At 64.9% G+C, this 18,582-nt stretch carries 16 protein-coding genes; 11 read left to right on the plus strand and 5 right to left on the minus strand.

Translation table 11 applies throughout. The annotated features are described in order from the left end of the window. The first annotated feature begins 123 nt into the window (after positions 1 to 123). From P9239_RS10830 to P9239_RS10875, 10 genes are all read left to right on the plus strand, one after another. Entirely contained in the window at positions 124 to 678 is a 555-nt protein-coding gene (locus P9239_RS10830) for a DUF6013 family protein (RefSeq protein WP_309750585.1), read from the plus strand. A gap of 233 nt (positions 679 to 911) precedes the next feature. Then, the gene (locus tag P9239_RS10835; RefSeq protein ID WP_309750587.1) at positions 912 to 1,832 is read left to right on the plus strand and encodes a Ku protein; all 921 of its coding nucleotides are present in this window, start codon (positions 912 to 914) and stop codon (positions 1,830 to 1,832) included. Between the two features lie 46 nt (positions 1,833 to 1,878). Continuing rightward, a complete protein-coding gene (gene ligD / locus P9239_RS10840) occupies positions 1,879 to 4,659 on the plus strand; it encodes a DNA ligase D (protein ID WP_309750589.1) in 2,781 nt (926 codons plus the stop codon). Positions 4,660 to 4,688: 29 nt separating this feature from the next. Further along, positions 4,689 to 4,901: a hypothetical protein gene (locus P9239_RS10845; protein ID WP_309750591.1), complete on the plus strand. Its 213-nt coding sequence runs from the start codon at positions 4,689 to 4,691 to the stop codon at positions 4,899 to 4,901. Positions 4,902 to 5,116: 215 nt separating this feature from the next. Beyond that, positions 5,117 to 5,734: a biliverdin-producing heme oxygenase gene (locus P9239_RS10850; RefSeq protein ID WP_309750593.1), complete on the plus strand. Its 618-nt coding sequence runs from the start codon at positions 5,117 to 5,119 to the stop codon at positions 5,732 to 5,734. Continuing rightward, entirely contained in the window at positions 5,731 to 8,124 is a 2,394-nt protein-coding gene (locus P9239_RS10855) for an ATP-binding protein (RefSeq protein ID WP_309750595.1), read from the plus strand. The genes P9239_RS10850 and P9239_RS10855 overlap by 4 nt, the downstream gene beginning before the upstream one ends. Continuing rightward, entirely contained in the window at positions 8,117 to 8,581 is a 465-nt protein-coding gene (locus P9239_RS10860) for a response regulator (protein WP_309750597.1), read from the plus strand. Before P9239_RS10855 ends, P9239_RS10860 begins: the two co-directional genes overlap by 8 nt. A 72-nt stretch (positions 8,582 to 8,653) precedes the next feature. Next, a complete protein-coding gene (locus tag P9239_RS10865; RefSeq protein ID WP_309750598.1) occupies positions 8,654 to 10,591 on the plus strand; it encodes a response regulator in 1,938 nt (645 codons plus the stop codon). 148 nt (positions 10,592 to 10,739) lie between these two features. Further along, a complete protein-coding gene (locus P9239_RS10870) occupies positions 10,740 to 11,207 on the plus strand; it encodes a VOC family protein (RefSeq protein ID WP_309750599.1) in 468 nt (155 codons plus the stop codon). 38 nt (positions 11,208 to 11,245) lie between these two features. Beyond that, complete coding sequence (locus tag P9239_RS10875; protein WP_309750601.1) at positions 11,246 to 11,722, plus strand: VOC family protein; 477 nt, start codon at positions 11,246 to 11,248, stop codon at positions 11,720 to 11,722. On the opposite strand, the gene P9239_RS10880 is transcribed toward P9239_RS10875, so the two are convergent. Then, complete coding sequence (locus P9239_RS10880; protein ID WP_309750603.1) at positions 11,723 to 12,538, minus strand: ABC transporter permease; 816 nt, start codon at positions 12,536 to 12,538, stop codon at positions 11,723 to 11,725. It lies immediately after the preceding gene. Continuing rightward, positions 12,535 to 13,251, minus strand: coding sequence for an ATP-binding cassette domain-containing protein (locus P9239_RS10885; RefSeq protein ID WP_309750605.1), 717 nt, complete (start codon positions 13,249 to 13,251; stop codon positions 12,535 to 12,537). The genes P9239_RS10880 and P9239_RS10885 overlap by 4 nt, the downstream gene beginning before the upstream one ends. A gap of 113 nt (positions 13,252 to 13,364) precedes the next feature. Here P9239_RS10885 and P9239_RS10890 point away from each other — a divergent pair, with 113 nt between their 5' ends. Continuing rightward, on the plus strand, positions 13,365 to 15,737 hold the full coding sequence (locus tag P9239_RS10890) for an AsmA family protein (RefSeq protein WP_309750606.1): 2,373 nt from the start codon (positions 13,365 to 13,367) through the stop codon (positions 15,735 to 15,737). A 244-nt stretch (positions 15,738 to 15,981) separates the two neighbouring features. Here the strand turns inward: P9239_RS10890 and P9239_RS10895 are convergent, their stop codons facing one another. The 3 genes from P9239_RS10895 to P9239_RS10905 all read right to left on the minus strand — a co-directional run bounded on the left by P9239_RS10895 (position 15,982) and on the right by P9239_RS10905 (position 18,486). Continuing rightward, on the minus strand, positions 15,982 to 16,227 hold the full coding sequence (locus P9239_RS10895) for a DUF2795 domain-containing protein (protein WP_309750607.1): 246 nt from the start codon (positions 16,225 to 16,227) through the stop codon (positions 15,982 to 15,984). Positions 16,228 to 16,261: 34 nt separating this feature from the next. Then, complete coding sequence (locus tag P9239_RS10900) at positions 16,262 to 16,522, minus strand: hypothetical protein (protein WP_309750609.1); 261 nt, start codon at positions 16,520 to 16,522, stop codon at positions 16,262 to 16,264. A gap of 227 nt (positions 16,523 to 16,749) precedes the next feature. Beyond that, positions 16,750 to 18,486, minus strand: coding sequence for a ClcB-like voltage-gated chloride channel protein (locus tag P9239_RS10905; RefSeq protein ID WP_309750610.1), 1,737 nt, complete (start codon positions 18,484 to 18,486; stop codon positions 16,750 to 16,752). Between the last annotated feature and the right edge of the window lie 96 nt (positions 18,487 to 18,582).

Genomic DNA, 18,582 nt, shown 5'->3' on the forward strand with positions numbered 1-18,582 from the left:
CGCGGGTTTTCCCTGACGAAGCCCGCGCAAGCTCGGCGCTAGACTGACTTCGCCTTGAGCCGATCCGGCGCTCGCCGCGCCGGATCTTCTTCGCGCTTATCGCGGTTATTCAGGAGATGCCGGATGAATCGACGTTCCAACGCACTGCGCGCTGTCATCGCGGCCGTACTGGCATCCGGCGCGCTCGCGACGGCTCACGCAACGCCGGGCATCCGGGTGCTGTCCGAGGCGCCTAACGACGGGCCGATCAAGTACACGGTCAAGATGACGTCGAAGACCTTTGGCAACGAGCAGGAGACGCGCACCATCCGCTCCGGCGAAAGCGACGACTTCACCTGGCAAGCGTCGGCGGCCAAGGGCGCTCAGCCGGTGCCGGACGGCTGCCCGCAGCTTTCTTCGATCCCCCGCAGCGCGGACGGGGCGGCAGTGCGGCAAGTGCAGATCCGCTTCGCGCCGGTCGTCGCGGACAACGGCTCGGCCAACGTGCAACTCAGTTTCCGCGGCTATGCGCCGAAGGGCACGAGCAAGGTCACAGTCGCGGGCAAGGCGCTGCAGTGTCCTGTCGATTCGCGCGTGAGTCAGATCGTCCGCTTCACGATGCCGACGTCCAACGGATCGAAGAAGACCGTCACGCTCGATGACGGCACCCAGTTGGCCATCACGGCGAGCCGCAAATGATCGACCGTGCCGCGCTTTCTTGCGGCATCGCTGATCGCAACTAACGGTCTTTCCGATCCGCGAACTCAAGACCGGAACGGTATCTCCCGTCGAGCATCTAAGCGCGTCGGCGCGCTTGGCATCGTTCCTGCTACGTGGATCGATGCGCATTGCGCCGCGCCCAAGCGCGCGCAGAAGCGCTCAAGCGCCAACAACGCCAACGCATCGACCGTTCCGACAGCGAGGTAATCGCGATGCCGCACATGATCTGGAAGGGCGCGATCAGCTTCGGGCTGGTCCACGTGCCAGTGCAACTTTATCCGGCCACGCAGTCGGAGAAAGTCGGATTCAATCTGCTCGACAAACGGTCGATGGACCCCATCGGCTACAAGCAGATCAACAAGAACACCGGCAAGGACGTCACGCGCGACAACATCGTGCGCGGTTTCGAATATGAGAAGGGCAAGTACGTCGTGATGACCGACGCCGAAATCCGCGCGGCCAATCCCGAATCGACGCAAACGGTCGATATCCTTTCGTTCGTCGATGCCCCCGAGATCTCGTTCCTCTCGCTCGATACGCCGTACTACCTCACGCCCGACCGCAAGGGCGAAAAGGTCTATGCGCTGCTGCGCGACGCGCTGAAGGATACCGGCAAGGTCGGTATCGCCAGCGTCGTGCTGCATAACAAGCAACACCTCGCCGCGCTGATCCCGGTCGGCCCTGCGCTCGCACTGAACACGCTGCGCTGGGGCGACGAGGTGCGCGATTTCTCGCAGTTCACGTTTCCGGACGAAGACACGAAGAAGGCCGGCGTCACGTCGAAGGAACTGGACATGGCCAAGCGCCTCATCGACGACATGAGTGACTCGTGGGACCCGACCAAGTATCACGACACGTTCCGCGACGACATCATGGCGCTCGTCGAGAAGAAGGTGAAGGAAGGCAAGGTCGCCGAAGTGATGAAGTTCGATGAAGGCGGCGAAGCGAAGGCGAGCGCGGACATTCTCGACTTGTCCGAACTGCTCAAGCGCAGCCTGAAGAAGGGCGGCGCGACCAAGCGCGGCGGCAATGCCGACGACGGCGGGGACGATGCAGGCAAGGACACAGGCAAGGACGCCGGCGAAGAACCCGCGCGCCCGGCGCGCAAGACGGCGCGTCGCAAGCGCGCCTGACGCGGGTTGAACGGCCATCGGACGACATCAAGAAGGACTCACGACGATGACGGGCAAGCTCGAAACCTACCAGCGGATGCGGCGTTTCAACGAGACGCCGGAGCCTTCCGGCGAAAATACCGCCGCACGCAAGACCGCGCGGCGCAAGAAGCCGGCCGCGCAGGCGCTTTCGTTCGTGATTCAGGAGCACGACGCGCGGCGCTTGCACTACGACTTTCGGCTCGAACTCGACGGCACGCTTAAATCGTGGGCAGTGCCGAAAGGCCCGAGCCTCGATCCGTCGGTGAAGCGGCTCGCGGTGCATGTCGAAGATCATCCGATCGACTACGGCTCGTTCGAAGGCGACATTCCCGAAGGCAATTACGGCGCGGGCAGTGTCATCGTGTGGGATCGCGGAACCTGGGCCCCGCAGACCGGCACCGCCGAAGATGCCGCCCGCGAGTACGAGAAAGGCAAGCTCAAGTTCACGCTCGACGGCGAGAAGCTGCACGGCGGCTGGACGCTCGTGCGCAGTCACATGCGCGGCAGCGGCGACAAGGAGCAGTGGTTCCTCATCAAGGAGCGCGACGACGAAGCGCGGCCCGAATCCGAATACGACGTACTCCTGAAGAAACCCGGCAGCGTGCTTTCCGATTCGCTCGGCGCGCGGCTCGAGACCGGCGAACTGCGCGATCGCGATGAACGCAAGGCGAAGCCGGCCGCGCGAAGAACGGCGCCGCGGCGCGCCAGCGATGCAGCGGATGGTCACGCGCACCCGGATATCGTCGCGACGCGCAACAGCGAATCGCTGCGCGCGTTGTCGCACGATCCCGCGATCGAGGGCGCCGAGAAAGCGAAGCTGCCCGCGTTGCTCAAGCCGCAGCTCGCCACGCTCGTCGATGCCGCGCCGCCCAGCGACGACTGGTCCTACGAGATCAAGTTCGACGGGTATCGCGTGCTCGCGCGCATCGAGCCGACGAACGGCAAGACCGATATCCGGGTTTTCACGCGCAACGGCAACGACTGGACCGCCAAGTTTCCGAAGCAGGTCAAGGCGCTGGAAAAGCTCGATATCGAAAGCGGCTGGCTCGATGGCGAAGCGGTCGTGCTCGACGACCGCGGGCTGCCGGATTTTCAGGCGCTGCAGAACGCGTTCGATGTCGGGCGCCCGCAGGGCATCGTCGTGTACTTCTTCGATCTGGCGTTTCTGAACGGCTACGACCTGCGCAACGTGCCGCTCGTGCAGCGCCGCGCGCTCTTGAAAGCGATCGTCGAACCGGTCGACGATCCGGCCTTGCGCTATTCCGAAGACTTCGCCTTCAGCGCCGACGATCTGCTGAAGAGCGCATGCGACATGGCGCTCGAAGGCATCATCGGCAAGCGGATCGACTCGACGTATGTGTCGGGGCGCAGCAACTCGTGGATCAAGCTCAAGTGCCGCCGCAGACAGGAATTCGTCGTCGCAGGTTACTCGGAGCCGTCCGGCAGCCGCGGGCAGTTCGGCGCGCTGCTGCTCGGCGTCTATGACGCCAAGGGCAAGCTGCAATACGCGGGGCGCGTGGGCAGCGGCTTCGACCATGCGACGCTCGTCGCGGTCAAGAAGGAACTCGACAAGCGCGCGACCGATCGCATGCCGTTCGAGAAAGAGCCGCAGGAACGCAGCCGCACGCCGGTGCATTGGGTGAAGCCCGAACTCGTGGCCGAGTGCAATTTCGCTGAATGGACCAAGGAGCGCATCGTGCGACAAGCATCGTTCGTCAGTCTGCGCGACGACAAGCCCGCGCGGCAGATCGTCAAGGAAGAGCCTGCATCGGCCGAGAAGGTCGAGGCCGAGGAAGAAACCAAGACGGCCGCGAAGCCGAAAGCACGCAAGACGGCCGCCAAAACCACCGCCAAAACAGCGACGAAGACCGCGGCGAAGACAGCCGCCAAGTCCCGCGCGAACGCGACCGAAATCGAAGGCGTGAAGATCAGCCATCCGGACCGCGTGATCGACAAGTCGACGGGATTGAGAAAGATCGATGTCGTAGAGTATTACGCGTCGATTGCCGAATGGATGCTGCCGCACTTGCAGGACCGGCCGGTGTCGCTCGTGCGCGCGCCCGACGATATTGGCGGCGAACTGTTCTTCCAGAAGCACAGCGCGCGGCTCGCGATTCCGCACATCACGCAGCATCCGGACGTCGACCCCGGGCATCCGCCGCTTTTGACGGTCGAATCGGCGCAGGCGCTCGTCGGCACCGCGCAAATGGGCACGATCGAGCTGCATACGTGGAATTCGGTGGCGTCGAATATCGAGAAGCCGGATCGCATGGTGTTCGATCTCGATCCGGGCGAGGGCGTCGGCTGGGATCGGATGGTGGAGGCGGCGAGGCTGACACGCGATCTGCTCGAAGAACTCGGCCTTACTTCGTTCTGCAAGACGAGCGGCGGCAAGGGGCTGCATGTGGTCGTGCCGCTCGCGAAGCAGGCGGGCTGGGACGAGATGAAGGGCTTCTCGCAGGCCGTCGCGCAGTTCATGGCAAAGACGCTGCCGAAATTTTTCTCGGCGAAAATGGGCATGCAAAATCGGCGGGATAAGATTTTCGTCGATTATCTGCGCAACAACCGCGGCTCCAGCACGGTCTGCGCGTTCTCGCTGCGGGCGCGGCCGGGCATGGGCGCGTCGATGCCGATCAGCTGGGACGAACTCGACGACACCACGCGCGGCGATCAATGGAACATCGGCAATGCGCGCGAGCGGATGGACGCGCTGACCGCCGATCCGTGGGAAGGCTACGCGAAGGCGCGTCAGCGGCTCACGGCGCAGATGAAGAAGCGCCTCGGCATCGACGGCTCGCGCGGGTGAGCCACGCACCGGCATCGACGGAGATGATCATGAAGCAGGCGAAAGACGAACCGCGCAGCGCGCCGCAAGCGCCGCAAGGAGGCGAAACCGACGAGCGGGCGAAGCCGCCGCTGCCGCACGAGACCGACCAGAGCGTGCAATCGCAGGACGAGGAAGCGCCACGCGATGTCGGCAGGCAGGCGCATGAGGACCTCGAACGCGGTCTTGTCGATACGGACCGGCAACGCGGCCCGACGGAGTAAGTCTTACGCCCGGGTGCCACAAAGGGTCGCGCCGAAGTGCCGATGTCCATGACATCGCCCGGGCGGGTTGCGTAGAATGATTGCCTGTCTCAAAAAAGATCAGCGACATTGCCGTTTTTACCGGTTCCCAGGCGCAACGCTTTATCGGCCGGTAAGCCGTTCCGCGCAGCATGCCTTTTGCCGCATATCCGGCGCAACAAGCCACACAACCGAACATGCGACACGACCTTCTGTCCCGCCTGAAGCAAGAAACCGCTGCGTGCCATTCCCGCCTGGAGCACGCGCTCGATTTGATGCGGGACGGCTTGCTTCGCGACCACTACATCGCGCTGCTCGGACGTTTCTATGGCTATGTCGCGCCGTGGGAAGACGCGGTGGCCGTGTGCCTGCCCGCATCGCTTCAGGCGTTTTTCGATGAACGCCGCAAGGCGCCGCTCCTTGCCGCCGACCTCGCCGCGCTGAGCGGCGAACGTGCCGCCGCCGAGTCCGTCGTGGTCGCGGACGCACGGAGTCTGCCGCGTCTCGACGACCTCGGCAGCGCATTCGGCTCGCTCTATGTGATGGAAGGCTCGACGCTCGGCGGGCGCTTTATCGCGCCGCACGTCGCCGCGCAACTGAGTCTTGCGCCGGGCGTCGGCAACGCCTACTTCGACGGATACGGCTCGCGCACGGGCAGCATGTGGAATGCGTTTCGCGAAACCGCCGCCGCGGTCGTCCCCGAAGCGCAATACGACGCGGCGGTGCGCGCCGCCATCGAAACGTTCGAGAGTCTGCAGGCCTGGCTGTGCGTGGGATCGCTCGACGCCCCCGCGATCTCGGGAGCCGCCGCATGAGCAACAACGCAGAGACGCCGCTCGGCGCGGGTTGTGACCCGGCTCATGTGAATGGTCCGCCGGACGCGGAAGCGCGTCGCCGCACGCTCGATTCGGGCGTGGCGGGCAAGGACTGCGACGCGGAGCCGATCCATATTCCTGGCGGCATTCAGCCGCACGGTTATTTGCTTGTGCTGGCCGAAGACGCCGGTGATGAAGCCGGTCCACGCATCGCGCAGGCGAGCGAGAACGTCTCCGCGCTGACGGGTGAAAACGTCGAGGCGCTGCTCGGCAAGCCGCTCGGTGCGCTGCTCGGCGAGGATTCCGCCCGGCGTATCGTGCATGCAGCCTCGACGATGCGAGTGGACGACGCACCGCTTTACGTCGGCGTGACGAACGCGCCCGTGCCCCTGGACGTCACGGTGCATCGCCACGACGGTGTGCTGATCGTCGAGATGGAAGCGGCGGCGCAGCCGGGCGAGGCCACGTTCTCGTCGATATATCCGCTCGTGCGCACCTTCGCGCGCGACTTGCAAGATGCCGGCACGGTGGACGAGCTTGCCGAACTGACCGTGCGTCAGATGCGCGCGATCTGCGGGTTCGGTCGCGTGATGCTCTATAGCTTCGATGCCGAAGGCCGCAGCCACGTGCTCGCCGAAGATCGCGACCCGCGCTATGCGTCCTTTCTGCACCAGTTTTTCCCTGCGTCGGATATTCCGCGTCAGGCGCGCGCGCTCTATCTGCGCAACCGCATCCGCCTCGTTTCGGACGTGAACTACGTGCCCGCGCGGCTCGTGCCCGCCGTCAACCCCGCGACCGGCCGCCCGACCGATCTCAGCTACGCCTCGCTGCGCAGCTTCTCGCCGGTGCATCTCGAATACATGCGAAACATGGGCACGCATGCGTCGATGTCCGTGTCGATCGTCGTGCGCGGTCAGTTGTGGGGCCTCATTTCCTGCCACGATCACGATGCGCGCCGCGTGCCGTTCAGCACGCGCGTGGCGGTCGAGCATCTCGGGCACATGCTGTCGCTGCAAATCGAGGCGAAAGAGGAGCGTAAGCAGGGCGAATATCTGACCGAATTGCGCCGCACGATGGCGCGCCTGATCTCGGCGATGGGCGAACACGAGAGCTTCGTCACCGGGCTGCAGGATGTGCCGCGCGATCTTCTCAGCTTCACGCGCTCCGAAGGCGCGGCCATCGTGATGAACGAGCAGATCACGCTGATCGGCGCGACGCCCGACGAAGAGACGGTGCGCGCGCTCACGCTCTGGCTCGCGGAAAACACGAGCGGCGTCTGGTCGACGGATTCGCTCGCGCGCCAGTGGCCGCCCGGAGAGGCGCATCAGGACACCGCGTGCGGCGTGCTGGCGGTGCCGGTCTCACAGATTTTTCGGAACTATCTGGTGTGGTTCCGGCCGGAGGTGATGCAGACGATCGAATGGGCCGGCGAGCCCGTGAAGATTGCTCGCGCGGACGGCGCGAGCGCGCCCCGCACGAGCTTCAGTCCCTGGCTGGAAACCGTGCGCGGGCACTCGGTGTCGTGGCGGCAAGCAGAACTCGAAGTCGCAGGCGAGTTGCGTGCCGCGTTGCTGAACATCGTGCTGCGCCGCGCCGAAGAGCGCGCCGAACTCGCGACGGAACTTGCCCGCGCGAACAAGGAACTGGAAGCGTTCTCGTATTCCGTGTCGCACGACCTGCGCGCGCCGCTGCGTCATATCGCCGGCTACGGAGACTTGCTGCGCGAGCTCGAAGCCGAGCGCATGTCCGACAAGAGCCGGCGCTTCCTGAACAACATGCTGGAGTCGGCGCGTTTCGCGGGAACGCTCGTCGACGATCTTTTGACGTTCTCGCAGATGGGCCGCGCCGCCCTGCGTCCCGCGCCGGTCGATCTCGGACAACTGGTGCGCCTGATCGTGCGCGAGTACGAAGCGGAGACCGCCGGCCGGCGCATCGAATGGGTGATCGGCGATTTGCCGCGCGTCATCGGCGACGCCGCTTTCCTGCAGTTGGCCGTGCGCAATCTCATTTCGAACGCGGTGAAATATACGCGGACGCGGGAATCGGCGAAAATTGAGATATTCGCGACGCGAAGCGGCGACGAGCACGTCATCGGTGTCCGTGACAACGGCGTCGGCTTCGACATGAAGTACGAAGGCAAGCTGTTCGGCGTGTTCCAGCGGCTGCATCGCGCGGAAGAATTCGAAGGCACGGGCATCGGCCTCGCGAACGTGCGGCGTATCGTCGAGCGGCATGAAGGGCGGACGTGGGCAGAAGGCCGGCTTGGCGAGGGCGCCGTATTTTATTTCTCGCTGCCGGTCGAGTTTCAAAGCGTGACGGGCCGGGAGGCCGGAAAGTCGAAGGCTGCCTCCGCAACGTCAGTGACAAAATCAAGACCAGACCATGCTTAAACCGATACTGCTTGTCGAAGACAACCCGAACGATCTCGAGCTCACGCTGGTCGCGCTCGACAAGAGTCAGCTCGCCAACGAAGTGATCGTCGCGCGCGACGGCCAGGAAGCCATCGATTTCCTCACTTGCGAAGGCCAGTGGAAGGAACGCGCGCCGGGCAATCCCGCGGTCGTCCTGCTCGATCTGAAGCTGCCGAAGATCGACGGACTCGAAGTGCTCGACATGGTGCGCACGAACGCGGGGCTCAAGAGCATTCCGGTCGTCATGCTGACTTCGTCGCGCGAGGAGCAGGACCTCTTGCGCAGCTACGAACTCGGCGTGAACGCCTACGTGGTGAAGCCCGTGGAATTCGCGGAATTCGTCGAGGCGATCAGCGATCTCGGCGTCTTCTGGGCCGTGCTGAACGAGCCGCCGCCGGGCTCCACGCGCTTTCGTCGTCCGTCGGCGGGGCAGTGACCTGTGTCCATGTTCGCCCTTGTGATTCTTCCCGCGCGAGCGCGCCCGCTTACGAGCGAGGCCGCCTAAACCATGCAGCCCCTGCATTTGCTTCTCGTCGAAGATAACGCACTCGATGCGGAACTGACGATCGCCCAGCTCGAACGCGCCGATTACGTCGTCGACGCGACCATCGTCTACGACTCCGCGAGCTTCATCGCCGCAATCGACACCCAACGCTTCGACGTGATTCTCGCCGACTTCGTGATGCCCACGTTCTCGGGCATCGAGGCCTTGTCCCTCGCGAGCGAACGTGCGCCGGACACGCCGTTCATCTTCGTATCGGGCTTGCTCGGCGAAGAACACGCCGTCGACATGCTCAAGCGCGGCGCGACCGACTACGTGCTCAAACAGCGCCTGCAACGCCTGCCAGCGGTGGTGCGCCGCGCGATGCGCGAAAGCGCCGAACGCGCCCAACGCATCGCGGTGGAGCGCGCGCTGCGCGAAACCGAAACGCACTTTGGCCTCTTGATCGACGCGCTGAAAGACTACGCCGTCATCACGCTGGATCCGGAAGGCCGCATTCGCACATGGAACGCGGCGTCGGAGCGCATCCTCGGTTTTCCGGCGCAGGACGTGCTCGGACAGAGCGCGAGCATCTTCTACAGCCAGGAAGACCGTGAAGTCGGCGTCTACGACAACGAACTGGAGACGGCGCGGCGCGAAGGCAGCGCGAGCGACGATCGCTGGCTGTGGCGCAAGGACGGGCATTCGTTCTTCGCGTCCGGCGTGACGACCGCGATTCGCACCGAGCACGACGAGCTGATCGGGTTCTCGAAGATCGTGCGCGACGCGACCGAGGCCCACATGGCCGCCGATGCATTGCGGCTCGCCAAGGATCAGGCGGAATCCGCGAACCGCGCGAAGGATCATTTTCTGGCGGTGCTCTCGCACGAACTGCGCACGCCGCTCACGCCGATTCTCGCGGCCGTCCGGCTCCTCGAAATCAAGCATCCGTTGCCGCCCGAGGCGCACCCGACGCTCGATCTGATCCGCCGCAACGTCGAACTGGAAGCGCGGCTGATCGACGATCTGCTCGACCTGACGAGCATCGCGCGCGGCAAGTTGAGCCTCAACTTCGCGAACGTCGCGCTGGATACGCTGCTCACGAGCGCGGTCGACATGTCCGAGGCCGATCTGCGCGCAAAGCGGCTCACGCTCGAAACGAAGTTCGAGGCGGAGCGCTTCGTCGTGCTGGGCGATGCCGCGCGCCTACAGCAGATCATCTGGAACCTGATGAAGAACGCGGTCAAGTTCACGCCGGCGAGCGGGCGCATCGAAGTGCGCACGTGGAATCCCGACGACAGAACCATCGCGGTGTCGGTGACGGACAGCGGCATCGGCATCAGCGCCGAGGCGTTGCCGCGCATTTTCTCGGCGTTCGAACAGGCCGACGACTCCATCACGCGCTCGTTCGGCGGACTGGGTCTCGGTCTTGCCATCGCGAGCACGCTCGCGCAGAAGCACGGCGGCACGCTGTCGGCGCACAGCGACGGCCGCGACCTGGGCGCGCGCTTCACGCTGACGCTGCCGCTCGCGCGGGTTCAGCCGACGCACGAAGCCGCGCCGCTGCCGGAAGCCGCGCGCCACGAGACGGGCCGCGCGCTGCGCGTGCTGCTCGTGGAGGACAACGAGCAGACGTCTTCCGCCATGGCAGAAGTGCTTGAAATGCTCGGCCACGACGTCGCCGTCGCCACGACCGTCGCGGCGGCGCTCGAACGCGCGAAGAGTGCGCCGTTCGACCTGCTGGTGAGCGATATCGGCTTGCCGGACGGCAGCGGGCTGGACATCGCGCGGGCGTGGCGCGAACTTCAGCCGGACAAGCCTTCGGTCGCCATCACGGGATACGGCATGGACGAGGACATCCGGCGCTGCCGCGAGGCAGGCTTTCGCGACCATCTGACGAAGCCCGTCAACTTTTCGCGGCTCGAAGCGCTGATTCGTTCGCTCGCGGAGCAGCTTTCGTCGTAACGGCGGCTTTCGGCGGCGTCTCTGCGTGTGTGTCTGCAAAAAATTGCGCCCGGTGCGCGAAGCGATGTCGATTGGCGGCATGCTTGCACGTTGTAGGAATGAGAGCGGGTGCGCCCGCTCGTCCACCACGTTCAATCATGGAGCCGCCATGTCGCACACCGCCGTCCAAGCCATTCCCGAAGGCATGCACTCGCTGACCCCGCACCTCGTCTGCGCGGGCGCGGCCGAGGCCATCGAGTTCTACAAGCGCGCGTTCGGCGCGGTCGAAATGGGACGCCTGCCGGGCAAGGACGGCAAGCTCATGCACGCCATGGTCAAAATTGGCGATTCGATGTTGATGCTAGTCGACGAACACCCGGATTTCGGCATGCTGGGCGCGAAGTCGTTGAATGGCTCGCCTGTGACCATCCATCTGTACGTGCAAGATGCCGACGCCACGGTGAAGCAGGCGGAAGCCGCCGGCGCGCGCGTGACCATGCCCGTCGCCGACATGTTCTGGGGCGACCGCTACGGGCGTCTGGAAGACCCGTTCGGGCATCAGTGGTCGGTCGCCACGCATACGCGCGATGTCAGTCCTGCCGAGATGCAGCAGGGCCAGTGCGCGCCGCGCGAATGAAGCAAAGCGGTTTCCGAATCCGAAAAGGAGAAACGCTCATGCAAAAGATATCGCCCTGCCTGTGGTTCGAGGCCGACAACGCGCAACAGGCCGTCGACTTCTATCTCACCGTGTTCGATAACGCGCGCATCACCGAAACCATGCGTCATACGGAAGCGAGCCCCGGTCCCGCGGGCAGCGTGCTTGCCGTGCTGTTCGAACTCGACGGCGAGGAGTTCATGGCGATCAACGGCGGTTCGCAGTTCAAGTTCACGCCCGCCATTTCCATGTTCGTCAACTGCGATAGCCAGGACGAGATCGACCGGTACTGGGACAAGCTGATCGACGGCGGACAGGCGCTCGCCTGCGGCTGGGTGACGGACCGCTTCGGCGTGACGTGGCAGATTGCGCCGTCGCGTCTGCGCGCCATGCTTCAGGACCCCGACCCGGCCAAGGCCAACCGCACGATGAAGGCGATGATGAACATGATCAAGCTCGACATCGCCGAACTGGAGCGCGCGTACCACGGCGCCTGATCACGCGCGGCGCTTCTTCGCCTTGCGCTCGACCAGCTTCGACGCCATGAAGCGGTGGTCCGGCGAGAAGAGCCGCCGGTAAGTCAGCACCACGGCGCCGACCACGCCGAGCCCGGACGCCGCCGCGATCAGAAACATGATGACGATCTGATAGCGCACCGCTTGCAACGGCGACTGGCCCGCCAGCACTTGCCCGGTCATCATGCCGGGCAGGCTCACGAGACCGACCACGGCCATCTGGTTGAGCGTCGGAATCATGCCCGCGCGCACCGCCTGGCGCGCGGGTCCTTTCGCCGCTTCCCAGCGCGTCGCGCCGAGTGCGAGCGACATTTCGACCGCCGCGCGCCCGGCGGTCAGTTCCTCCGTCATCCGTTCGATGCCAAGGGACACGCCCGTCAGCGTGTTGCCGAGCACCATGCCGAGAATCGGAATCGTGTATTGCGGCTCGTACCACGGATGAATGCGGATCACCGCAAAGAGGCCGAACGCGCCGATCAGCCACGAGCTGCCCCAGATCGACAGAATGCTGTCCGCCCGCTGACCGGCATACGTGCGTCGCCCGCGATCGGACGCCGCGAGTCCCGCGATCACGGTCATCAGCACCATGAGCGGCAGCACCACGTACCAGCGGCTGAACGCGAACACCCAGCCCAGCACGTAGCCGATGAAGAGCAGCTGCACGACGGTGCGCACCGCCGCGATCATGAGCCGCCGCTCCAGCCCGAGCCCGAGCGCGACCGAGAGCGCCCCGTTCACGACGATCAGCGCCGCCGCGAGCCCGATATCGACGAGGCTCAGATTCTGATAGCCGGTCATTGCGCCTCCGCCGTCTCGGTGAGCGTGCCCGCCGTCATGGCGAGATGGCGCGTGGCGACGCGCCGGGCCTGCTCCGGATCATGCGATACCCAGATGCACGCGCGCTCGTGCGCGCCGTTCGCACAGTTCGCACCGTCGCCCGCATCGAACCATGCGCCGACGAGCGCCTCGATGGCGCGCACTGACGCCGGATCGAGCGAGGCGGTCGGCTCGTCGAGCAAGAGCACATCGGGCGCGAGTTGCAGCACGCGCACGAACGCCGCGATCTGCGCTTCGCCACCGGACAGATCGCTCGCGAGCTTGTCGAGGAAATCGGCGCTGCGTCCGGCTGCGTGCGCGAGGCGCGCGGCAGCGTCGCGGTCGAAATGCGCATCGCGGTAAGCCTTGAGCGTGTACGGATAGCGCAGATTGTCTTCGACCGTGCCGTCCAGCATGGCGGGCCGTTGCGCGATATAGGCGACGCGCCGCCGATACGCTGGAATGCCCGCGCGCTCGATCCGCTCGCCGCGCCACGTGATCACGCCCGCATCGCACGGATCGAGCAGCGCGAGCGTGCGCAGAAACACGCTCTTTCCCGAACCCGAAGGCCCCGTGATCGCGACGCGCTCGCCGGCGTCGAGTGTGAAATTGGTGGGATGCAGCAGCACCGTGCCGCGCAGCGCGTCGCGGCGCGCGACGCCCGTTGCCGCTACGAGCGGTCTGTCGTTAGCCATCTGCGGATTCGTGGGGAGTCTCTTGTGGCCGTCATCTTACGCGGGCTCGCCGATAAAACCGGGCATGGGTCATGCTGGCGCGAAGTGAATCAGAAAAAACGGATGGAGAGGTCATGGCGCAAGCCCGAACCGCCGGAAAAATCGGAAAGATCGCAGCATGGTTCTTCGCCATTCTCGCGATCCTGATCGCCGTGCTGGTGATCGTGTTCCTGACCTTCGACTGGAACCGGCTGCGGCCCTGGATCGACGACAAGGTTTCCCAGGCAATCGGACGCCAGTTTCAGATCACGGGCGATCTGAAGGTCGGCTGGCGGCGCCCGCCGAATGAAACCGGCTGGAAGCGGTGGGTGCCGTGGCCGCGCTTTTCCGCCGAGAAAATCACCATCGCGAATCCGGACTGGGCGCGTCAGCAGCACTTCGCGACGCTCGACGAGATCGACTTCCAGGTCGCGGTGCTGCCGCTGCTTGCGCACGACATCGTGATCCCGAACATCAACCTCGTGAATCCGTCCATCGACATCGAGCGATTGAAGGACAACCGCAACAACTGGACATTCAAGTTCAAGCAGTCGAGCCAGCCTTCGACATGGAATCTCAAGCTCGGCGACATCTCGCTCGCGAAGGGGACCATCGGCGTTCATGACGAAGTGACCAAGACGCAGATGGACGTCGTCGTCGATACGCTCGGCCAGGCGGTGCCGATCGGCGAAGTGATGAAGCAGCAGGAAGCGGCATCGACGAAGTCGTCGGCGGAGATGGTGGGCAAGGGCGGGGCGGCCAAGCTCAGCAAGCAGGCGGATGCGGCGGCGGCTTCGGAGGCATCCGCAGCGTCGGCGGCGTCGGCGGCTGCGGCGGCGAACGCATCGGCGCCGAATCCGGCCAGCACGTCCGCGAACAAGAGCATCACCACGAAGAACGCCCCGAAGGCGCCGATTCCGCCGTATGCGTTCGGCTGGACCGCGAAGGGCACCTACAACAACGGCAAAGTGTCGGGCGAAGGCAAGCTCGGCGGCGTCCTCGCGGTGCAGGACGCAGAGCGCCCGTTCCCCGTTCAGGCCGATGTTCGCCTCGGCGATACGCATATTGCATTCGTCGGCACCGTGACCGATCCCGCGCATCTCGCGGCGGTGGATCTTCGGCTGTGGGTGCAGGCGGTCAGCATGGCGCATCTGTATCCGTTCACCGGCGTCACGCTGCCGGAGACGCCGCCTTTCGCGACGGAAGGCCGCCTCACCGGCCAGTTCCGGGAAGAGGGCAACGTCTTCCATTACGAGAACTTCACCGGGCGCGTGGGCGGCAGCGATATCAATGGTTCGCTTGTCTATGCGGCCAGAAAGCCGCGGCCGCTGTTGCAGGGCGAACTCGTATCGCACCTGCTGCAGTTCTCCGATCTCGCGCCGATCATTGGCGCCGATTCCAACGCCAGCAAGGAAAAGCGCGGCGACGCGAAGAAACAGCCGTCCGCCAAGGCGCTGCCGACCGAGGAATTCAAAACGGACCGCTGGAAGGCCATCGATGCCGACGTGAAGTTCACCGGCCAGCGCATCATCAAGGACCCGAAGCTGCCGATCACCGATCTCTATACGCATGTGGTGATGAAGGACGGCGTGCTCTCGCTCGAGCCGCTCAAGTTCGGCGTCGCGGGCGGCACGTTTGCATCCAATATTCATCTTGACGGCAGCGACGCGCCGCTGAAGGGCAAGGTCTCGGCGGAAGCGCGGCATCTGAAGCTCAAGCAGCTTTTCCCGACCAACAAGACGATGCAATCCGCGCTCGGCGAAGTGAACGGGGACGCCGCGCTGTCCGCGACCGGGAATTCGCCCGCCGCGCTCGCCGCGAGTTCGAACGGCGAAGTGAAGGCGCTCATCACGCAAGGCACGGTGAGCCGGCTCTACATGGAGGCGGCCGGTCTCAACGTGGCGAACGTGGTCTATGAGAAGCTCTTCGGCAACCGTGACGTGAGCATCAATTGCGCGGCGGCGGATTTCGTGGTGACGAACGGCGTGCTGGATTCACGCGTCTTCGCCCTCGATACGGACGACGCGGTGATCAATGTCGACGGCACCATCAACCTGAAGACCGAGGACATGGATCTGGGCATTCACCCGCACACGAAGGGTTTCCGCATCTTCTCGTTGCGCTCGCCGTTGTATGTGAAGGGCACGTTCAAGGAGCCCAAGGTCGGCGTGAACGTCGGAGCGCTCGCGGTGCGCGGAGGCGCGGCGGTGGGGCTCGGGCTGATCAACCCGTTTGCGGCGCTGATTCCCCTCATCGCGCCGAGCAACAACAAGCCGTTGCCGTGCGGGCAGATGCTTGCGGACATGCAGAAGGCGCCGACCGCGCCGCCGGCCGGACAGAAGCAGAAGGCGAAGGCTGCGCCGGCCTATATGTCGTCGGGTGCGGCGGAGGCGGGCGCCGCCAACAAGGCGCCGAAGAAGCCGGCACCGCCCGCGGCGGCGAGTGCGGCGCAGTATCGGGGGAGTTGAGAGGCGTCAGTCGAAGAGGATACGGGCGATGGATGGGACGAGTCGCCCGTCGAGTGACGCGGTTGGAAGCGCGCGTTGGTTTGGCTTCGCGGTCAACGACTTAAGGAAGTTTTCGGGGAGTTATCAACAGAGTGATCCCCGGGAATTGTGGATAGGTTTGGGGCGCGACGATTCCGATAGGCGCTCGCGAGGCGGGCGCACGCTTCGTCCAGGGCGACAACGGCAGCGCCAGTTCGGCAGTTTCTCACCCGGAAATCCCAGGCCCCCCATTACTTCCCAGCAGCCCCTCGACAGCATCAGCATCCGCGTAATCCTGCTCCGGCAGGCCGTCGAAAACGTTGATGACATCGTTGCTCGCACCGGCTTGGCGTGCCGCTTCCACAATCGCGTCCTTGTTCGCCGGAAACTGCACCGAGCGCAGCGTCTGCGCGATTTCGTCGTCGATCGGCTCGTCGTTCAGGAAGTGATTCTGTGCAGGCTTGTCGGTCATCGTCGAATCCGTCGGTTGTGGGCGGGAAAGGGGATCAGGTCAGCACCTGGATCGGCTGGCTGGCCATGCCGTGACTCGGTGTGCGGGACTTCGGCAGCGGAACGTGACGCCAATGCGCATGGTCGAGATTCTGCGCGCTGACATCCGGCGCGGGCGGCGACACTGGCCCCGCATTCACGCGCAGTGCGGCGCGTGTCGCGGATGCGACCGCCGCGTCCGTCGAACTCGTATGCAGCGGCGCGGCGTAGCAGGACACCGAAACCAGCGCCATCGACAACAACGTTGAGGTCTTCATCGGGCAACCCCTCCTCACGTAAGCAGCGGATACCATCAAGCAAGGCTTATGCCGATGCCGTCTTTGCCTGGCTTACGTGCGTCGGCAGGGTGGCGCCGGGCTGCGCATCGGCGCGACGAACGGGCGTCGCGCGACCGAACTTCCAGTGATGCTTGAACTTGCGGCTCGCTGCCGGAATGCGAGCTTTCCCGGCGTCGTCAGCCGCGATTTTGCATCGCCGCGCACTTTCAGCGCGCCGTCGGGTTCAGACGGAAGTATGCGTCCAGAAGCGACGTCTTGTACACGACGCCAAGCAGCAGCGGCTCCGATTTGCGCTCGATCACCGGCAGCCGCTCGCCCTGGAACGCCAGGAAGTGCTGCAGCGCCTCGCCGAGCGACATGTCGGGCGTGAGCACGTCGAATTGCGGCTGAAGGTAATCGGCGGCGGTCTTGGTCGCGGTGTCGTGCGCATCGAGAAGATCGGACGTGATGTCCTTCAGCGCGACGACACCGCGAAAGCGTCCGGCTTCGTCGATCACGTACAGGTATTTCACCGGGTATTCGAGAAACACGCGTGTCATGTCTTTGACGTTGGCCGTGAGCGGCACGACCGTATCGGCGGGCTTCACGAGTTCGCGCATTTGCGTGGCCGCAAGGCGCAGGCGCTCCTTTTCCTCGCGCGTGCGGCGCAGCGTGACTTCGTACATCGAGGTCTGTTCCGACGTGCGCGCGATGAAGTACGCGACGACGCACGAAAGCATCAGCGGCAGCACGACCTGATACGAAAGCGTCATCTCGAAGATCATCAGGATCGCCATGAGCGGCGCGTGCGTGGCGGCGGCGAGAAATGCGCCCATGCCGACCATGGCGTAGGCGAACGGTGCCGAGGTGGAGTGCGGCCAGATGCCGTGCACGCCAAGCCCGAAGAGACAGCCGAGCACGGCGCCCACGAAAAGCGTCGGCGTGAAGATACCGCCGACCGCGCCGGAACCCGCCGTCGCCGCCGTCGCGATGGTCTTGAAGACGAGCACCGTGAGGAGCGCCGTCCAGGTCCACGGCTGATGCAGCAGCGAATTCACGACCTCATAGCCATTGCCCCAGACTTCCGGCCACCACACGGAGATCACGCCGACGATCAGTCCGCCGAGCGCGAGCCTCAGCGGCAAGGGCAGCGGCAGCAGCGAGAAGCGGCGCTTGGACGCCGCGAGGAGACGCAGGAAATGCGGCGCGAGCGCTCCGCACAGCAGACCGAGCAGCACGAAGAGCAGCACTTCCACGCCCGCGATGGTTGGAAAAACCGGCATCTCGTAAGGCGGCCGGTAGCCTGCGAACTCGCGCATCGTGATGTTCGCGACGACCGACGACACGACGATCGGCCCGAAGCTCTCCATTGCCATCGAGCCGAGCACGATTTCTGTGACGAAGAACGCGCCGGCGATCGGCGCGTTGTATGCCGACGTGATGCCCGCCGCCGCGCCGCAGGCGACTAGCAGGCGCAGACGCGGCGGATCGAAGTGGACCCATCGGCCGATCAGCGACGAAGCAAGCGCCGCAAGTTGCACCATGGACCCTTCGCGGCCGATCGAGCCGCCGCTCGTGATCGTGAACAGCGACGACAGGCTCCGCCAGATGGTCTGCCACACCGGCACCGCGCCGTCGCCGATGGTGACGGCTTCCATGTAGTCGGCGTTCGCCTGCTTCTTGGTGTGTCGCCGCGCGGCAATCAGACACAAGCCTGCGATCAGCCCGCCTGCGGCAGGCAACGCGATGCGCACGGGCCACGGCAGCAGCGTTGCCAGCGCGACGAGTCCCTCGGAATGATTGCCCAAAAGTCCTTGCGAGAACGCGATGCCTCCGCGAAACACGGTCGTCGCGAACGCGCCTGCCACGCCGACCACCACTGCCCAAATGAGCATGGTGTGCGAATCGGACAGGCGAAAGAGTCGTTGCGCGTGCGTGCGCAGCTTGAGCAGAAATGAGAGCACGAGTCGGTTAGCTTCAGGCGTGGATTGCTTAGAAGCAAAAGGAATAAAGGCGCCGCAAGGATAGCATTGCGCGCCCGCTGTGCAGCCTGCGCGGCG

The organism is Caballeronia sp. LZ062 (genome assembly GCF_031450785.1).
Classification (GTDB): Bacteria; Pseudomonadota; Gammaproteobacteria; order Burkholderiales; family Burkholderiaceae; genus Caballeronia.

Coding starts and splice junctions, on each gene's coding strand:
- P9239_RS10830 (WP_309750585.1), top strand. CDS start 124: ATGAATCGACGTTCCAACGCACTGCGCGCTGTCATCGCGGCCGTACTG.
- P9239_RS10835 (WP_309750587.1), top strand. CDS start 912: ATGCCGCACATGATCTGGAAGGGCGCGATCAGCTTCGGGCTGGTCCAC.
- ligD (WP_309750589.1), top strand. CDS start 1,879: ATGACGGGCAAGCTCGAAACCTACCAGCGGATGCGGCGTTTCAACGAG.
- P9239_RS10845 (WP_309750591.1), top strand. CDS start 4,689: ATGAAGCAGGCGAAAGACGAACCGCGCAGCGCGCCGCAAGCGCCGCAA.
- P9239_RS10850 (WP_309750593.1), top strand. CDS start 5,117: ATGCGACACGACCTTCTGTCCCGCCTGAAGCAAGAAACCGCTGCGTGC.
- P9239_RS10855 (WP_309750595.1), top strand. CDS start 5,731: ATGAGCAACAACGCAGAGACGCCGCTCGGCGCGGGTTGTGACCCGGCT.
- P9239_RS10860 (WP_309750597.1), top strand. CDS start 8,117: ATGCTTAAACCGATACTGCTTGTCGAAGACAACCCGAACGATCTCGAG.
- P9239_RS10865 (WP_309750598.1), top strand. CDS start 8,654: ATGCAGCCCCTGCATTTGCTTCTCGTCGAAGATAACGCACTCGATGCG.
- P9239_RS10870 (WP_309750599.1), top strand. CDS start 10,740: ATGTCGCACACCGCCGTCCAAGCCATTCCCGAAGGCATGCACTCGCTG.
- P9239_RS10875 (WP_309750601.1), top strand. CDS start 11,246: ATGCAAAAGATATCGCCCTGCCTGTGGTTCGAGGCCGACAACGCGCAA.
- P9239_RS10880 (WP_309750603.1), bottom strand. CDS start 12,538: ATGACCGGCTATCAGAATCTGAGCCTCGTCGATATCGGGCTCGCGGCG.
- P9239_RS10885 (WP_309750605.1), bottom strand. CDS start 13,251: ATGGCTAACGACAGACCGCTCGTAGCGGCAACGGGCGTCGCGCGCCGC.
- P9239_RS10890 (WP_309750606.1), top strand. CDS start 13,365: ATGGCGCAAGCCCGAACCGCCGGAAAAATCGGAAAGATCGCAGCATGG.
- P9239_RS10895 (WP_309750607.1), bottom strand. CDS start 16,227: ATGACCGACAAGCCTGCACAGAATCACTTCCTGAACGACGAGCCGATC.
- P9239_RS10900 (WP_309750609.1), bottom strand. CDS start 16,522: ATGAAGACCTCAACGTTGTTGTCGATGGCGCTGGTTTCGGTGTCCTGC.